The 14144-nt window shown below is 61.5% G+C and carries 12 protein-coding genes; 5 read left to right on the top strand and 7 right to left on the bottom strand.

All coding sequences use genetic code 11. The features are described from left to right. Window positions 1-98: 98 nt before the first annotated feature. The 7 genes from ACOVRJ_RS13830 to ACOVRJ_RS13800 all read right to left on the bottom strand — a co-directional run bounded on the left by ACOVRJ_RS13830 (window position 99) and on the right by ACOVRJ_RS13800 (window position 8856). The gene (locus tag ACOVRJ_RS13830; RefSeq protein WP_422044430.1) at window positions 99-521 is read right to left on the bottom strand and encodes a hypothetical protein; all 423 of its coding nucleotides are present in this window, start codon (window positions 519-521) and stop codon (window positions 99-101) included. A 160-nt stretch (window positions 522-681) separates the two neighbouring features. Then, entirely contained in the window at window positions 682-2568 is a 1887-nt protein-coding gene (gene feoB / locus ACOVRJ_RS13825) for a ferrous iron transporter B (protein ID WP_422044429.1), read from the bottom strand. Then, window positions 2561-2830, bottom strand: coding sequence for a FeoA family protein (locus tag ACOVRJ_RS13820; protein WP_422044428.1), 270 nt, complete (start codon window positions 2828-2830; stop codon window positions 2561-2563). Before ACOVRJ_RS13820 ends, feoB begins: the two co-directional genes overlap by 8 nt. Window positions 2831-2994: 164 nt before the next feature. After that, the gene (locus ACOVRJ_RS13815) at window positions 2995-3699 is read right to left on the bottom strand and encodes a response regulator (protein ID WP_422044427.1); all 705 of its coding nucleotides are present in this window, start codon (window positions 3697-3699) and stop codon (window positions 2995-2997) included. Next, the gene (locus ACOVRJ_RS13810; RefSeq protein ID WP_422044426.1) at window positions 3696-6113 is read right to left on the bottom strand and encodes an ATP-binding protein; all 2418 of its coding nucleotides are present in this window, start codon (window positions 6111-6113) and stop codon (window positions 3696-3698) included. The genes ACOVRJ_RS13815 and ACOVRJ_RS13810 overlap by 4 nt, the downstream gene beginning before the upstream one ends. Before the next feature lie 65 nt (window positions 6114-6178). Further along, window positions 6179-6727, bottom strand: a complete 549-nt coding sequence (locus tag ACOVRJ_RS13805; RefSeq protein WP_422044425.1) for a YfiR family protein — start codon at window positions 6725-6727, stop codon at window positions 6179-6181. A gap of 2 nt (window positions 6728-6729) precedes the next feature. Further along, on the bottom strand, window positions 6730-8856 hold the full coding sequence (locus ACOVRJ_RS13800) for a TonB-dependent receptor plug domain-containing protein (protein ID WP_422044424.1): 2127 nt from the start codon (window positions 8854-8856) through the stop codon (window positions 6730-6732). A gap of 36 nt (window positions 8857-8892) precedes the next feature. Between ACOVRJ_RS13800 and ACOVRJ_RS13795 the strand changes: the two genes are divergently transcribed. From ACOVRJ_RS13795 to ACOVRJ_RS13775, 5 genes are all read left to right on the top strand, one after another. Further along, window positions 8893-9075, top strand: coding sequence for a hypothetical protein (locus tag ACOVRJ_RS13795; protein ID WP_422044423.1), 183 nt, complete (start codon window positions 8893-8895; stop codon window positions 9073-9075). Between the two features lie 367 nt (window positions 9076-9442). Continuing rightward, window positions 9443-10393 carry a BMP family lipoprotein gene (locus ACOVRJ_RS13790; RefSeq protein ID WP_422044476.1) on the top strand — a complete coding sequence of 317 codons (951 nt, stop codon included), beginning with the start codon at window positions 9443-9445 and terminating at the stop codon, window positions 10391-10393. Between the two features lie 32 nt (window positions 10394-10425). Next, the gene (locus ACOVRJ_RS13785; RefSeq protein WP_422044422.1) at window positions 10426-12027 is read left to right on the top strand and encodes an ABC transporter ATP-binding protein; all 1602 of its coding nucleotides are present in this window, start codon (window positions 10426-10428) and stop codon (window positions 12025-12027) included. Beyond that, a complete protein-coding gene (locus ACOVRJ_RS13780) occupies window positions 12024-13151 on the top strand; it encodes an ABC transporter permease (protein WP_422044421.1) in 1128 nt (375 codons plus the stop codon). Before ACOVRJ_RS13785 ends, ACOVRJ_RS13780 begins: the two co-directional genes overlap by 4 nt. Beyond that, window positions 13144-14124: an ABC transporter permease gene (locus ACOVRJ_RS13775; protein WP_422044420.1), complete on the top strand. Its 981-nt coding sequence runs from the start codon at window positions 13144-13146 to the stop codon at window positions 14122-14124. The genes ACOVRJ_RS13780 and ACOVRJ_RS13775 overlap by 8 nt, the downstream gene beginning before the upstream one ends. Window positions 14125-14144 lie beyond the last annotated feature (20 nt).

The following is a 14144-nucleotide window of genomic DNA, read 5'->3' as shown; positions in this document are numbered from 1 at the left end:
AAGAAAAAAAGGCCTGCGTCTTGTGCACGCAGGCCCGCTGTTCGGCATGAACGCCCGCTGCAAGGGGCGGGCGTTTATGCGAGCGTTGAAGGGTCAAATCAGTTGGGCACGAGGGCCGATCCCAGGGCCTGAACGGCCTCATCGAGCTTGGTGGAGGCCAGGGCCTTGCACTGCTCGATGGAGGCGTTGGTCAAATGACCAAAGGTGGTGGCGCTCTTGGCCGGCTTGAACACCAGATCCTTGCCGCGCACAGGCAGCATCAAGGTGCGGGCGGTGATCACACAAGTTTTCGTGGCGTCCATGCCGCCCTCGACCTGGCTCAGAAAACCCCATTTCTTGGCCGGATAGAGTTTGACGAACTTGGCCGATGGCTTCTTCAGCCAAATGCTCTCGGCGGTCGCTTGGTCCATCCAGGGCGTTGTCGAATGATCGATGATGATGTACTGGGCGGGTGTGGGTGCTGCAACGGCCATCGTTGCAAAAGGCAAGAGCATGACAGCGATCAGCTTGGCGAGTTTCATGGTTTTCTTTCAGGCAATGGGTTTTTCGACGTCCCGACCGTGGGGGGCCGATGGCGCATGATTGTAGAGAAGCGAGAACTTCAATTGGCCTGTGATTGGGCGGCCGATCCGTCGGAGAAACCCTAGCCTTGCAGCTCTTGCTTGCTCATCAATGCGGCCATCAGCTCAGCAGCCAGCTGCTGATTCTGAAGGTTAGAAAAGACGCCAGATAGGCCAAGCCGAACAAATAGCACGCCATCAGCAAAGGCATCTTGAACCCACCGGTTTCACGCTTGACCGCTGCCAGGGTGGCCAGGCATTGCGGCGCAAAGACAAACCAGGTCAGCAAGGACAGCGCGGTGGGCAGGCTCCAGCTGTCGGTGATCAAGGGGGCCAAAGCCTGCGCGGTGTCCTCCACCGTGGACGATAAGGCGTACACGGTTCCCAGGGCGCTGATGGCGATCTCACGCGCAGCCAAGCCAGGCACCAAGGCCAGGCTGATTTGCCAGTTGAAGCCGATGGGCTCAAACACATGGGCCAGCGCGCGGCCCAGCATGCCGGCAAAGCTGTGTTCGATGGGCATGCCGCTAACGCCCTCTGGCGGGGCCGGAAAGCTGGACAAGGCCCAGAGCAGCAAAGTCAGCACCAAGATGATGCCGCCCACGCGCCGCAAGAAGATGTCGGCGCGCTGCCATAGACCGATCATGATATTGCGTGGATGCGGCCAGTGGTAGTTCGGCAACTCCATCATCAATTGCCTCACCTGCGTGCCGCTGGTGAAGCGTTTCAGCACCCAGGCGACCGCCATGGCCCCGACAATGCCCGCCAGGTACAGGCCAAACAAGACCAGCCCCTGCAGCGACAGCCCGCCCATCACCTCGCGCTGGGGAATGAAGGCGCCGATCAGCAGCGCGTAGACGGGCAAGCGGGCCGAGCAGGTCATCAGCGGCGCAATCATGATGGTGACCAGGCGGTCACGCGGATTGGCAATGCTGCGGGTGGCCATGATGCCGGGAATCGCGCAAGCAAAGCTGGACAGCAGCGGAATGAAGCTGCGCCCCGACAGGCCGACGCTGCCCATCAGCCGGTCCAGCAAAAAGGCCGCGCGCGGCAGATAGCCGGACTCCTCCAGCACCAGGATGAAAAAGAACAAGATCAGCACCTGCGGCAGGAAGACCAGCACGCCGCCGACCCCGGCAATCAGGCCGTCGACCACCAAGCTGCGCAGCCAGCCATCTGGCAACAGCGGCCCGACCGTTTGGCCAAGCCAAGCCATGCCGGACTCGATCAGATCCATCGGTGCGGCTGCCCAAGTGAACACAGCCTGGAACAATAGAAAAAGAATCGCGGTCATGAGCATCGGCCCGAGCAACGGATGCAGCACCAGGCGATCCAGTTGGTCGCTGGGTAGATTCGGCAGTTGTCGATCCAGCTTCAGCTTTTGCAGCGTCTGTTTCACCACCAAGTGATCGGTATCGGCCTGATCGGCCAGCTGCGAACGCTCGGGCCATTCGCGCTCGGCGGGGACCCAGACCTCGCGCTGATCGAGCAGGGTCTTGAGTTCCGCAATGCCTTCACCGCGGGTGGCGACGGTGCGTACCACCGGCACGCCGAGCGCTTCGGCCAATTGCTCCGTATCGATCTCGATGCCGCGTTTGGCCGCCAAGTCGGCCATGTTCAAGACGACCACACAGGGCAGTTTCATGCGCTTGACGGCCAAGACCAAACGCAAGGTGCGGCGCAGATTGGTGGCATCCAGCACGCAGATGACCAGATCCGGGCGCTTTTCGCCGCGGGCACGTCCGGCCAAGACCTCGCAGGTCACCCGCTCGTCAGGGGAGCGCGGATGCAGGCTGTAGGTGCCCGGAAGGTCGAGCAGGCGCAGCATCCGGCCTGCGGCACTGTGCAGGCGTCCCTCTTTACGTTCCACCGTCACACCGGCGTAGTTGGCCACTTTCTGGTGGCTGCCGGTCAAACGGTTGAACAAGGCGGTCTTGCCGCAATTGGGGTTGCCGACCAGGGCCAACAAGGGACCTTGGGGGTGCACATGAATGATGGATTCACGCATGGACGGCCCCTGTGCGGCTAACTGAGACGCACTCGGCCTCGGCGCGGCGCAAAGCGAAGGTGGACTGTCCGATGCGCACCACCAGCGGGTCGGCGCCGGGTTGCCCGCGCGCCATCACATGAACACTCTCCCCAGGCAAGAAGCCGATCTCCTCGAGCCAGGCCGTCCATTCGGGGGCGAAAGTGGGCGCGGTGACACCCAATACGTGCAAGGTCTCGCCAATCGCGGCCTGGGCCAGATTGGCTGGGGGTTCGGTCTTCATCAATGGGGCGCCCTGGCAATCATGCGTCGCCCAAGGCGGACGCGAGGTTTAATCGAGAATGATTCGCATTATAGTCTCGCTGGCGGCATCTGGCAGGGTTCCTGGGCGGGCTTCTTCAAGGACAGCAGGCTGAGCTGCCCCTTCGGCGTGGCTAAGCCCTGTGCTTACTCCAGTGAAAACATCTGCTGATGCAATTGCTGGCGAATCTCACCCAGACACTCCGGCACGCATCGGGCCGGGCTGTCTTCGGCCGCGAAGCGGCTCAGCAATTGGCTGGCCCGCCACAGCCCCAGCGTGGCGCAATTGGTTTGCAATGCAGCCATTTTTTGTCGCAGGCTCTTGTTGGCCAGGGCCGCAGAGCGCCCACCCGTCTCTTCTAACTCGGCCAGCAGCTGGCCAATCTGTCTTTGCATGCCGCTCAAATAGGCCCGGTAGCGGTCTGGGGGCAGCTTCAAACGGGACATGGTGTGCGTGGGCCGCTCCACACCTTTGCCATGCGCCATGGACAGGAGCTTTCTCAAGCGGTTGCGCGCCTCTTCTTGGATGAAGGGCTTCACGAGATAGCCGCTGACGCCCAACTCCATGGCCTCCTTGATCGTCGTCGCTTCATTGACCATGGAAATGAGAACGAAAGGCAGATCTTTGCCGCTGGGATGGGCTCGTACCTTTTGCAGCAAGTCCAGGCCCGACATGCCCGGCATGCGGATGTCGCAGCAGACCAGCATTGGCGGGACCTCGGTGCCACTGATCTGTTGCCATGCCTGTTCGGCCGTTGCCGCCTCGGCAATGCGGTAGCTGCCGCAGTCCGCAATGGCGCCGATCAAGGCCATGCGCGACACCTCCTCATCATCAACCACCAAGACCTTCAAGTCAGCCCCTCCGTTGCGTCGCTGATGCCCAGACTGGCCTGCAGTTCACGCTTGAGTAAAGCGTAGCTTTCGATGCACTCGTCCTCTTCCTCGCTGTCGGCCATGCGCTCCAGCCAGTCGCTCAATTCATAAGCCAATCCCGTGGGGGCGATGAAGGCCAGGCAGCCCTTGATGCCGTGCGCCAAGACGGCAACGCTGTGCCAGTCTTTGGCCGCTAGGGCGGTATCAATCTCCCGGTACCGCAAGGGCGCTTGCGCCCTGAAGGCGCTCAGCATTTGTTCCTTCAAGGCATTGACGCGTTCGGTGCCGTCCAAGCGGCTGGGCACCGGAGCGGCCTTGGCTTCGGTATCGGCCGATGCAGGTGCCAGCCATGCATCCAAGCCAGCCAGATCGGCAGCCCCCGCCGCGTCGGTCGGCGTCCGCGGCTTGAGCATCAGTCCTTCGGCCCTGCGTTGCTTGATGACGCTGCTGAGTGCATGGTGCAGCGCCACCTCGTCCACGGGCTTGCGCAAAAAGTCCGTCATCCCGACCGCGAGGAATTTGGCTTTGTCCAGCTCGGACGCATTGGCGGTCAGCGCGATGATGGGGATGTTGCGCTCGGCAAAGACCCAGTCTCCCCAGAAGCCCGCACGAATATGTCGGGTGGCTTCCAAGCCATCCATCACCGGCATGCGGCCGTCCATCAGGATCAGATCGAAACTTTCTCGGGTGAGTGCTTCCAAGGCCTTCTCGCCATTGCTGACCAGGGTGTGGGTGTGTCCCATCTCGGTCAAGACGGCCTTGATGATCAACTGATTCGTTTCAGCATCCTCGGCCACCAGCACATGGAGTTGATGCTCATGCGGGCTCAGTTCGTCTGGGCTGAGCTGCTGTGGCTCTTGCCCTGGCTGCAAGGGCACGTCGAAGAAAAACGTGCTGCCGCTGCCCACCACACTGTGCATGCCGATGTGGCCCCCCATCAACTCGACCAACTGTTTGCAAATGGACAGCCCCAGTCCGGTGCCGCCGAAATGGCGGGTGGTGGACGTGTCGGCCTGTTCGAACTGCTGGAACATGCGCCCCTGCGCGTCCTCGCTGATGCCGATCCCTGAGTCCTGCACCGAAAAGTGCACCCAAAGTGCTGGCGTCTGGCCCTGAGGAGACTCGACCTCGGGGGAGGATTGCAGACGCACATTCACGCTCACGCCGCCTTGCTCGGTGAACTTGATGGCATTGCCGACCAGATTGAGCAGGACCTGACGCAGTCGCGTGGGGTCGCCCTTCAAGAACTGCGGCAGCCGTGGGTCGACATGCAGCGCGAAGTTGATGCTCTTCTGACTGGCTCGCTCATGCAGCAGTTGCATCGCATCGTCGAGCAGGGGATGCAAGGCGAAGTCCACGCATTCCAGGCTGAGCTTGCCGGCCTCGATTTTTGCGCCATCGAGCAGGTCATTGACGATCTGCAGCAAGGCATTGGCGTTCTTGCAGGCCAGTTCGACGCGCTCGCGCACAATGGGTTCCATCTGCCCGCGCAGGCCGAGCTTGAGCATGCCCATGACGCCGGCCATGGGGGTGCGCAGTTCATGGCTCATCAAGGCCAGGAAGGCGCTCTTGGTCGTAGAGGCCTGTTCAGCCGCTTCCTTCAGCGCCAGCAGGCGGCGATTGTTGTCTTCGAGCAATTCGTCTCGTTTGACGATCTGATCCAACATGTGGTTGAACACCAGGCTCAGGTCGCCTACCTCGTCGTTGGCCACCAAGGCTGCACGGACGGTAAATCGTTCCTTCTGGGCCACTTCGTCCATGACTTGCTTGAGGCCAGACAAAGGCTCCAAGGCGCGGCGCAAGAAGCGCCTGGCCAACAGGGCCGCGGCGATGCCGGACACCCCCAGCGCCACAATCAAAGAGATACCGAATCTCAGCACCGAGCGCCACATGGGGGCGAGATCAATCTGAGCGACAACGGTGCCGACCTGTTCATGCGAGAGCCACACCGGCGTCGCGATCAGCAGCGATCGGTCGAAGTAAGCGGATCTGGGTAATTGCTTCAGCGCGCTGGCAGCCAGGGGCGGGTGCAAATCGTCCAGGTGGCGGGCCATGATCGAGCCGTCCGCACGCAAGATGTACGCCGCCTGCAGTCCTGGGTAGATGCTGGTGGCGCGCAGGATCTCGGTAGCCGCTTTGGCGTCATCAAAGACCAGTGGCGAGGCGGCTTGCACGGCCAAGGTATTGAGCCAGGCTTGGCTGCCATTGGTGACGGCGGCACGCTGGCTCACCACCTCCTGGCTGCCGATCAACACCAAGGCAATCAAGAGTGCGGCTCCCATGGCCGTGGTGAGGATGCGCTCGAGCCGACTGACCAAAGACTGGCGACGGCCGGCCAGAGGCGTGCTGATTTCGGCAGCGGGAGGACGGTCGGTGTCGGGAAGCTGGCTCACTGGGAAGATGAAAGGGGAGAAATCGAAAGGAGTGCGTCAGTCGCTTCGGCTGCAAGCCGGGCCCATCAGTTGGTGCTGCGCGCCAACTGCAAGACCTTGGACGACATGGTGATGCCCAGCTTCTTGACGCGTTGAACATTGATGTCGAAGACCAAGCGGTTGCCATCCACCGACAACATCACGGCTGCGCCCACGGCCAAGGGCGAGTCGGCCACGGTCAGCACCGGGGCTTCACCGAGCGAGTTCTGGATGGAACTCATATTGGGCGCCTCGCGTTCGGTGATGAAGAGCAGGTGGCACTTCTTGACGCCGGGTAGATGATTCATTCGCATCACATTCAAGCGGCGCCCGTTGACGTTCTTGCCTTCCAGATTGGACAGTGCCGGCCCAAAGTTGTCCGGGCCGAATACACAAAGATTGAGGCTCTCTTTCGCGACAGCACCGCCCTGCGGATCTGCCTGCGGCCAATCGGAAAACACCATGAAGTTGTACAGATAGGTGGCCTTCATCACGTACTCGGGCACGGGCTGCGCCTGCGTCTGAGCCTGGCTCGGCGCAGAAACCGCGCAAGCCAAAGCCAAGAAGAAAGCAGGGCAGAGACCGGGCAGACGCATCCCTATCTCCAGAAGTCCAGGCTCAGTTGCAGCCAGAAGGTGCGGCCATCCATCGCCATGGTGTCGAGCACCCGGTCCGTGCCGGCATATCGGGTGTCGGCTGCCGGGACCTCATAGCGTCGATCCAGGGCATTCTTGACGCTGAAGGTGGCGCCCAGGCCGTACCAGGTGCGGGTCGAACTCAGGGTCAGGTTCAGCAGGCTGACGCCGCCAATCGGGCGTCCCTCGCGGATCACCACCAGATTGCTGTCGCGCAGAGGCAGGGTGAGGCGATTGCCGATGTATTGGCCCTCGACCCCGATGCGCAGGCTGTCTTCCAGCGCCAACCAACTCAGGTTGAACTTGGCCAAGAGCTTTGGAGAGTTGACGAGCCGCTTGCCTTCGACACCTTGCGCCGACTGCCAGGCCGCACTGGTGCGCAGCTTGAGCTGATTGCGCCAACTCTGATCGAGTTGGAGTTCCAGCCCACGGGTCTTGCTCAGACCATGGAACTGACGCAGCCCGGTCTGGGAGGAGCGATAGCTTTGGTCGGACAGCCGGTAGTCGTACACCGCGCCGGTGATGCGCAGGGTCGGCGTGAAATCTTGCTGGAGCACCAATTCGGAGGCGCCCACTTTCTCCGGTTGGAACAGGGTCGAGGGCACCGGAGTGTTCACCTCATAGGGGTTGGGCAGACGAAACGCTTGGCTGTAGGAGGCCTTGATCGTGGTTCTGGGGTCGGGCATGTAGACCAATGCCAGCCGCGGACTGAGCGCGGCCTTTTTCGCGTAGCTCACACAGGGGGAAACGCTGCAGTCGCGTGCATTCGGTTGGTCGTAGCGCAAGCCGAGGTTCGCCGAGAGCGTGGGGCTGACTACGAATTCATCGCTGGCATACAGGCTGTAGGTCTTGTTGCTGAACGGCGACCTGAGGTACTCGAACTGTTCTTTTTGCTGTGCATCCAAGGCAACGGCCCTGACCTCTTGCTTGAAGTCATTGCGGAACTCAAAGCCAAAGATAACGGTATGCCCCTGCAGCGCGGTCAAGGCAAATTTTTGGTCCAGGCCCCACCATTTGCCATGCGTTTTGTTCAGGCGGAAATACTCGTTCGGATCCGGCTCACCGTACTCCCGAAGGGTGTTGTCTTCGTAATGACCGTAGTAGAGCCTCGAAACCGATTTCAGCTCATTGACGATGTTGAAGTCGTATTGCGCACTGAGGTGGGTGGAGGCGTCGGCCAGCGCATAGGTGCGATTGAAGGCGTTTTCTCTTCTCGGAACCGGCGTTGCCTTGGTGCGGGAGGCCTTGGCTGCTTGCAGGCTGAGGCCCTCAAACTCCAGTTTGGCGAAAAAGCGTTGGCTGTGCTCGTAGTCTTGGCCGACGGCGACGCCATTGTTCTGCTGGGGGCTGTCGAAATAGGGGATGTAGAGCGATTGGCCATCGCTGCGTTGCCGCGAGGCTGAGACTAGAAAATTGCTGCCGTTGTCCAGTCGCTTGCCAACGCTGATTCTTTGTTTTTGGCCCCCATGGCTGGCTGCTTCTGAGGCGATCTGGGCGGAATTAAAGTCGCTGCCTTTCTTGCTGATCACGTTGATGATGCCCAGCAAGGCATTGTTGCCATAGGTCACCGACCCGGTGCCCGGCACATACTCCACGCGGTCAATCAACTCCAGATCCAGCAGGCCTGAGTTGTCGATATAGGCCTGGTTGTAGATGTTGTCTTGAACCGAATTGCCGTCGACCAGCACCATGATGCGGCCGACGTAATCGCCAGGTGCACCAAAGCCTCGCCCACCCAGGTATTCGTAGCGGCGGTCATAGGTGGTGTAGAGGCCGCGCATGCCGTTGATGACATCAGCCAGCGTGCGGTAGCCGTAGCTGCGAATATCTTCGGCGGTCACGATGGAGACCGCAGAGGGCGAGTCACTGACTTGCTTGGCCAGCTTGGATGCGGTGATGACCTCCGTCTGCGTGAGCTTCTCGAAGGGGATTGAGGTCAGGTCAAGGCCGCTTTCCTGTGCCTTCGCTACCGTGCAAAGCGGCAAACTCAGCAAACCCAGCAGTATCAGTAGCGCTTGGCTGCCGAGGCCGGCTCGGCCAGACGGGTCCGGGAAGGCTTGGCGAAGCAGGGGGTGGAGAGCCTGAATCATGTCCGTGAGGTCGAAGCGGCAGGAAAGAAGAGGCGCATGGAGTCGATGCGCCACTGCGAGACTGCAGCGCAAGAGTATCTGCGCTCGCGCAGCGGGCGATTGAACGCAATCATGGCGATTCCTGCTTCTTTTGTTGCTTTAGCGTGGGAGGTGGCCGGCGGCATGGTTCTTTTTGGGTCGCCGCAGCCTGACAGCGAGTTGCGCGCCGACTTTACTTGATTCAAAGCAGGGGGCAGAGTCATGCGCTCAGGCTTGATTCGCTGGTCGGTGCTCTCGGCACGGAACTCCATCCGCGCGATCGCCCGCAGGGAAGGTCGACTTGACTCCATGCTCTAAACGGTGGAATGCCCTGAAAAACGCACTAATTGATGCGAATAATGCCTGCGCAAACGTTTAGCGTTTTCCATTGTCTGTCGATACACTGGAAGTTCTTACAATGCCGCCCAATCCCGAGTCGGACCTCAGCATTCCGGCACCCCACCCATTTCCGCCATATTTTTCAAAAGCCATGACGATTGCCTTCTCGCCGTTTGCTCGCGCCGCTGCCTCGAAGCTTGGCGCGCCTCTGGTTTCATTGCCGCTGGCGATGGTTCTGCTGGGCCTCTCGACTGCAGCGATTGCGCAAAGCAGACCTGCTGTCATCTTCGATATGGGCGGCAAGTTCGACAAGTCTTTCAATGAGTCCGCCTACCGGGGTGTCGAGCGTTGGAAGAAAGAAAGCGGCAAGCCTTATCTCGAGTTTGAGATCAGCAATGACACCCAGCGGGTGCAGGCCATCCGCCGCATGGCCGAGCGTGGCGCCAGCCCCATCATCAGCGTCGGTTTCGCCCAGGCTTCGGCGCTGGAGCAAGTGGCCAAGGAGTTCCCGAAGACCCAGTTCGCCATCGTGGACGCCGAGGTGAAGTTGCCCAATGTGCAGTCGCTCTTGTTCAAGGAGCATGAGGGCAGCTATTTGGTCGGCGCTATGGCAGTCTTGGTCAGCAAGACCGGCAAGGTCGGCTTTGTGGGCGGCATGGACATCCCCTTGATCCGCAAATTCCAATGCGGTTACGAGCAGGGCGCCAAGGCGACCAACCCCAAGGTGGAGGTCTTCGCCAATATGACTGGCACCACCTCCAGCGCCTGGAACGACCCCACCCGCGGTGGTGAGTTGGCCAAGGCTCAGTTCGCCAAGGGCTCCGACGTGGTCTTTGCTGCTGCCGGCGGCACCGGTTCTGGCGTCTATCAGGCCGCCAAGGATGCTGGCCGTTTGGCCATTGGCGTGGACAGCAATCAAAACCATCTGCAGCCCGGCACCATGCTGACTTCCATGGTCAAGAACGTCGACGTGGCGGTCTACAACGTGCTGAAGGGCTGGAAGGCCGGCACCACCGTGCTGGGCCTGAAAGAAGGCGGCGTGGAATATGCGCTGGATCAGCACAATGCTAAGTTGGTGACCCCCGCAGTCAAGAGCAAGGTCGAGGCCATCAAGGCCGACATCATCTCGGGCAAGGTCAAGGTCGCCGACTACATGGCCGACGGCGCCTGCAAATACTGATCGCGCGTTCGACAGAAACTTCCCCATTCATCATGAAGCAAGTTGTGCAGGGCGCTGGGCCTGACGCGGCGCCCGGCTCGGGTCGGCCTGCTGTTCAGTTGTGCGCCATCTCCAAACGATTCGGCGCGGTGCAGGCCAACCGCGAGGTCAGCTTGAGCGTGGCCGCGGCCAGCGTGCATGGTTTGGTGGGCGAGAACGGTGCCGGCAAGAGCACCTTGATGGCCATTCTCTATGGCTATTACCAGGCAGACGACGGCCATATTGAGATCGATGGCCAGCGCGTTGAGATCGCCAATTCACAGCAAGCCATCGCACTGGGCCTGGGCATGGTGCACCAGCATTTCATGCTGGTCGACACCCTCAGTTGCCTGGACAACGTGATGCTGGGCGCCGAGCCGGCATTCTTCTTGAATGCGGCCAAGCGCAGCGTTCGCGCCAAGCTTGAGGCCTTGATGCAAGACACCGGCCTGCATGTGCGGCTGGATGCCTTGGTGGGCGACCTGCCGGTGGGCGAGTTGCAGCGTCTGGAGATCCTGAAGGCGCTCTACCGCGGCGCCAAGATCCTGATCTTGGACGAGCCCACGGCGGTGCTGACGCCGCAAGAAACTCTGCAATTGTTTGAAACCTTGCGCCGGCTGAAGGCGCGCGGCACGACCATCATCTTGATCACCCACAAGCTCAAGGAAGTGATGGCCTTGTGCGATGAAGTTACGGTGATGCAGGCCGGCCAAGTGGTGCAGACCCGCGCTATCGCGGACACCAGCCCGGAAGATCTGGCCGAAGCCATGGTCGGGCGCAAGGTGAATTTGGGTCGCAAGGCTGGAGCCAAAGCCGAGCAGGCCGAGGTGCGTCTGCGAGCCGAGGGCTTGAGTCTGCGCGCCGCGAACGGCGTGCCCGTGCTGACTGACTTGGGCTTGAGCCTGCATGCCGGCGAGATCGTCGGCGTGGCCGGCGTTTCGGGCAATGGCCAGAGCGAGTTGCTGGAGATCCTGTCCGGCATGTTGGCGCCGGATGCTGGGTGCATGCACTTGGGCGCGACCGAGTTTGACGCGGCTGCGGGCGACTGGTTGAACCCGAAGCGTGCGCGTGAGTTGAAGCTGGCCCATGTGCCGGAAGACCGCCATGCCTGCGCCATGGTGATGGGCTTCCCGGCCTGGGAAACCGCCGTGCTGGGCTATCAAAACCAAGCGCAGTACCGAAGCGGTCCGGCAGACCTGGGCATGAATCAAGCCTTGATGCGCGAGCAGACGGCGCAAATGCAAGAGCGCTTTGATGTGCGGCCGCGCAATGTGGAGTTGGGTTCCTCCAAGTTCTCCGGCGGCAATCAGCAAAAGCTGGTGATGGCGCGTGAGATCGGTCAGGCGCCGCAAGTCTTGCTGGTCGGCCAACCGACCCGTGGTGTGGACATTGGCGCCATCGAGTTCATCCACAACCAGTTGCGTGCCATGCGAGACGCCGGCTGTGCGGTGCTGGTGGTCAGCAGTGAGTTGGATGAAATCCTGGCCTTGGCCGACCGGGTCATTGTGATGAACGGCGGCCGCATCACCGGTGAATTGGCGATTGAGGCCTGTGACGAGAAAACTTTGGGAATGATGATGGCCGCTCAAGCGGAAGCAACGGGGGTGTCGGCATGAGCAACGGCCAAGCCATTGTCTTGCCGCGTTGGATCGATGTCGGCTTGTTGCCGCTGTGGAATCTGCTGGTGGCCATGGCCGTGGCCGGCTGCGTGGTGCTGGCGATCGGGCAAAGCCCCGCGCAGGCCCTGAGTGTCTTGCTGCAAGGCGCCTTGGGCAGTTCGCGCGGTATCGGCTACACGCTGTACTACACGACGACCTTCATCTTTACCGGCTTGGCGGTGGCGGTGGCCTACCACGGTGGCCTCTTCAATATTGGCGGCGAGGGCCAGGCCACGCTGGGCGGCATTGGTCTGGGGCTCTTGGCGCTGGCCTTGGGGCCAAGTTTGCCGGCCGCTGTTTTGCTGCCGCTGCTGGTCGTGGCCGCCGCTTTGTTCGGCATGGCTTGGGCTTTGGTGCCGGCGGCGCTGCAGGCTTGGCGCGGCAGCCATGTGGTCATCACCACCATCATGTTCAATTTCTTGGCGGCAAGCCTGAATGTCTATTTTCTGGTGAATTGGCTGCGCCCCAAGGGCTCGATGTCGGTGGAGAGCGAGAACTTCGCCGACTCGGCGCGCATGCCGGGTCTGCATGAAATCGCCGCCAAGTTCGGCTATGAGCTGCCCTCGTCGCCGCTCAATCTGAGCCTCTTGCTGGCTTTGCTGGCTTGCCTGTTTGTCTACTGGTTTCTGTGGAAGAGCGGGGCGGGCTATGCCTTGCGTGCGGTCGGCAGCGCGCCGCGAGCCGCCCATTACGCCGGCATCAAGCCGCGCATGCAGGTGCTGGTCGCCATGGGTTTGTCGGGTGCCTTGGCTGGCTTGGTGGCGGTGAATGAGATTTCCGGCGTGCAGGGCAAGCTGACCCTGGATTTTGTGGCCGGTGCCGGTTTCACTGGCATTGCCGTGGCCTTGATGGGCCGCAACCATCCGGTCGGCATCATCCTGGCATCTTTGCTCTTCGGTGTGCTGTACCAAGGTGGTGTCGAGGTTTCCTTTGAATTGCCCGGCTTTAGCCGTGAAATGGTGGTGACGGCCCAGGGCCTGATCGTGCTGTTTGCCGGCGCCATGGCCAGCGTCAGTGCGCCGACGTTTGCGCGTCTGTACGCGCTCATCGCCACAAAGAAGAAGGAGGCCAGCCATGGATGAAGTCATGATCGGCTCGGTGCTGGCCTCGACGCTGCGGGTCAGCACGCCGCTGCTGCTGTGCGCGCTGGCTGGATTGGTCAGCGAACGTGCGGGCGTGGTGGACATCGGCCTGGAAGGCAAGATGCTGTTTGCTGCCTTTGCTGCGGCCGCCGCCGCTAGCGTGGCCCATTCCACCGGCTTGGGTGTGTTGGCCGCCGTGGGCGTGGCTTGTTTGATGTCGCTGATCCATGGCTATGCCTGCGTCACGCATCGCGGGGACCAGGTGGTTTCGGGCGTGGCTTTGAATATGGTGGCGGCGGGACTCACCGTCGTCTTGGGCATTGCCTGGTTCGCCCAGGGCGGGCAGACCCCGCCAGTCGCCGCCGATGTGCGCATGACGGGGCTGATCCCAGGCTGGAGCGAGTTGGACGCCGCCGTGGCCGATCTGGGGCCTTGGCTCGGCGCCGTCGTCGGCCATGGCTTGCTGAGCCACAACCTGCTGGTCTACCTGGCCTTTGCCTTGGTGGCCGGCGTTTGGTTCTTTCTGGAGCGCACCAAGCCAGGCCTGCGTCTGCGTGCCGTCGGTGAGAACCCGGCCATGGTGGACGCGGCGGGTCTGTCCGTGCCGCGCTTGCGTTATGCCGCTTTGATGATCAATGGGCTGCTGTGCGGTTTGGCGGGCAGCTATCTGGTGCTGGCGCAAAACGCGGCCTTCTCTCCGAATATGACAGCTGGCCGTGGCTATATCGCCCTGGCGGCCATGATCTTCGGCAAGTGGAAGCCGGTGCCGACGATGTTGGCCTGCCTCTTGTTCGGCTTCTTGGACGCGGTGGCGATTCGCATGCAAGGCGCCGTCATTCCGGGTATCGGAGAGGTGCCGGTGCAACTCATTCAGGCCTTGCCTTATCTGCTGACCGTTGTTTTGCTGGCCGGCTTCATCGGCCAAGCGCTGGCGCCCAAGGCCTTGGGCCGCCCCTACGTCAAAGAACGCTGAGTTCACAAGAACCGCAAAGG

The organism is Roseateles sp. (assembly GCF_049240545.1).
GTDB lineage: Bacteria > Pseudomonadota > Gammaproteobacteria > Burkholderiales > Burkholderiaceae_C > Paucibacter_A.
Note: the sequence above shows the minus strand (reverse complement) of the source record. Positions and strands in the feature narration are given on the sequence as shown.

What these genes read in the sequence shown, in the direction of transcription:
- ACOVRJ_RS13830 (WP_422044430.1), bottom strand. Translation starts at nt 521, where the DNA reads ATGAAACTCGCCAAGCTGATCGCTGTCATGCTCTTGCCTTTTGCAACG.
- feoB (WP_422044429.1), bottom strand. Translation starts at nt 2,568, where the DNA reads ATGCGTGAATCCATCATTCATGTGCACCCCCAAGGTCCCTTGTTGGCC.
- ACOVRJ_RS13820 (WP_422044428.1), bottom strand. Translation starts at nt 2,830, where the DNA reads ATGAAGACCGAACCCCCAGCCAATCTGGCCCAGGCCGCGATTGGCGAG.
- ACOVRJ_RS13805 (WP_422044425.1), bottom strand. Translation starts at nt 6,727, where the DNA reads ATGCGTCTGCCCGGTCTCTGCCCTGCTTTCTTCTTGGCTTTGGCTTGC.
- ACOVRJ_RS13800 (WP_422044424.1), bottom strand. Translation starts at nt 8,856, where the DNA reads ATGATTCAGGCTCTCCACCCCCTGCTTCGCCAAGCCTTCCCGGACCCG.
- ACOVRJ_RS13795 (WP_422044423.1), top strand. Translation starts at nt 8,893, where the DNA reads ATGGAGTCGATGCGCCACTGCGAGACTGCAGCGCAAGAGTATCTGCGC.
- ACOVRJ_RS13790 (WP_422044476.1), top strand. Translation starts at nt 9,443, where the DNA reads ATGGTTCTGCTGGGCCTCTCGACTGCAGCGATTGCGCAAAGCAGACCT.
- ACOVRJ_RS13785 (WP_422044422.1), top strand. Translation starts at nt 10,426, where the DNA reads ATGAAGCAAGTTGTGCAGGGCGCTGGGCCTGACGCGGCGCCCGGCTCG.
- ACOVRJ_RS13780 (WP_422044421.1), top strand. Translation starts at nt 12,024, where the DNA reads ATGAGCAACGGCCAAGCCATTGTCTTGCCGCGTTGGATCGATGTCGGC.
- ACOVRJ_RS13775 (WP_422044420.1), top strand. Translation starts at nt 13,144, where the DNA reads ATGGATGAAGTCATGATCGGCTCGGTGCTGGCCTCGACGCTGCGGGTC.